Source organism: Actinomyces sp. oral taxon 170 str. F0386, assembly GCF_000195595.1.
Taxonomy (GTDB): domain Bacteria; phylum Actinomycetota; class Actinomycetes; order Actinomycetales; family Actinomycetaceae; genus Actinomyces.
Genome location: NZ_GL882535.1, coordinates 1 through 2,068, shown reverse-complemented (window position 1 = coordinate 2,068; position 2,068 = coordinate 1). Strand labels below are relative to the sequence as shown.

The 2,068-nt window shown below is 69.1% G+C and carries 1 protein-coding gene; it reads right to left on the bottom strand.

What is annotated here, in order from left to right; all coding sequences use genetic code 11:
- Positions 1 to 52: 52 nt before the first annotated feature.
- A partial coding sequence (gene infB / locus HMPREF9056_RS05005; RefSeq protein ID WP_034513897.1) for a translation initiation factor IF-2 occupies positions 53 to 2,068 on the bottom strand: 2,016 nt, incomplete at its 5' end.

The window sequence follows — 2,068 nt, the reverse complement described above, 5'->3', positions numbered from 1 at the left end:
CGGCCGGCCACCCCACTCGGGTGGCCGGCCGCCGTTGCCGGTGCAGCAGTACTCAGTCGCGCGGCTTCTCGCGCATCTCCCAGGTCTCGATGACATCGCCCTCGGCGATGTCCTTGTGACCCAGGTTGATACCGCACTCGTAGCCCTCGCGGACCTCGGTGACGTCGTCCTTCTCGCGGCGCAGCGTCTCGATGGACAGCTCTCCGTTGACGACGACGCCGCCGCGCACCAGACGGGCCTTGGCACCCCGCTTGATGATGCCCGAGCGGACGATGGAGCCTGCGATGGAGCCGAACTTCGAGGAGCGGAAGATCTGCCGGATCTCGGCGGTGCCGAGCTCGACCTCCTCGTAGACGGGCTTGAGCATGCCCTTCATGGCGGCCTCGACGTCCTCGATCGCGTTGTAGATGACCGAGTAGAACTTCATGTCGACGCCCTCACGGTCGGCGATCTCCGAGACGCGCTCGGCGGGCCGGACGTTGAAGCCGATGATGACGGCGGAGTCCACAGTGGCCAGGTTGACGTCGTTCTGGGTGATGGCGCCTACGCCGCGGTGGATGACGCGCAGAGCGACCTCCTCGCCGACGTCGATCTTGAGCAGGGAGTCCTCCAGGGCCTCGACCGCACCCGAGCTGTCGCCCTTGAGGATGAGGTTGAGGGTGTCGACCTTGCCCTCCTTGAGAACGTCGGTGAGATTCTCCAGAGACACCCGCTTGCGACGCTTGGCCAGCATGGCGGCACGCTCGGCGGCCTCGCGCTTGTCAGCGATCTGGCGGGCCGTGCGGTCGTCTGGGGCGACGATGAAGGAGTCGCCGGCGCTGGGCACGTTCGTCAGTCCCAGGACCAGGGCCGGACGGGCGGGCCCGGCCTCGGTGAGGTTCTCCCCGTGCTCGTTGAACATGGCGCGCACACGCCCGTAGGCGCTTCCGGCCACGATCGGGTCACCGACCCGCAGTGTGCCGCGCTCGACCAGGATGGTGCTCACGGCACCGCGTCCCTTGTCGAGCTTGGCCTCGATGGTGACGCCGCGGGCCTCGGTCTCAGGGTTGGCCCGCAGGTCCAGGGCGGCGTCCGCGGTGAGCAGGACGGCCTCGAGGAGCTCGTCGATGTGAAGGCGCTGCCTGGCGGAGATGTCCACGAACATCGTCTCGCCGCCGTACTCCTCGGGGACCAGACCGTACTCGGTGAGCTGGCCGCGGATCTTGTCCGGGTTGGCGCCCTCCTTGTCGATCTTGTTGACCGCCACGACGATCGGCACGTTGGCCGCCTGGGCGTGGTTGAGGGCCTCAACGGTCTGGGGCATGACGCCGTCGTCGGCGGCCACGACGAGGATGGCGATGTCGGTCACCTCGGCACCGCGGGCACGCATGGCCGTGAAGGCCTCGTGACCAGGGGTGTCGATGAAGGTGATCGGGCGCTCCTCGTCGTTCAGGTTGACGCGCACCTGGTAGGCGCCGATGGACTGGGTGATCCCCCCCGCCTCTGCAGCGACGACGTCGGTGGAGCGGATCGCGTCCAGCAGCTTGGTCTTACCGTGGTCGACGTGGCCCATGACCGTGACCACTGGGGGCCGCGGTACGAGGTTTGCGTCGTCCTCGTCGGGCTCGAGGTCGATGTCGAAGGACTCCAGCAGCTCACGGTCCTCGTCCTCGGGCGACACGATCTGAACGGTGTAGCCCAGCTCGGCGCCCAGGAGGGCGAAGGTGTCCTCGTCGAGGGACTGGGTGGCCGTGGCCATCTCACCGAGGTGGAACAGCACGGTCACCAGTGCCGCGGGGTTGGCGTTGATCTTCTCAGCCAGGTCCGTGAGCGTCGCCCCCTGGCGCACGCGCACCGGGGTGGAGCCGTCACCGCGCGGGACGATGACTCCGCCGATCGACGGCGCGCTCTGCTGCTCGAACTCCTGGCGCTTGGCCCGCTTGGACTTGCGCCCCCTCGGGGCACCGCCGCCACGTCCGAAGGCGCCCTGGGTGGAACCACGACCGCCGCGGCCGCCGCGAGGTCCACCGAAGCCGCCGCCGGGACGGCCACCGCCACCACCGCCGGGACGGCCACCGCCACCGGGGCG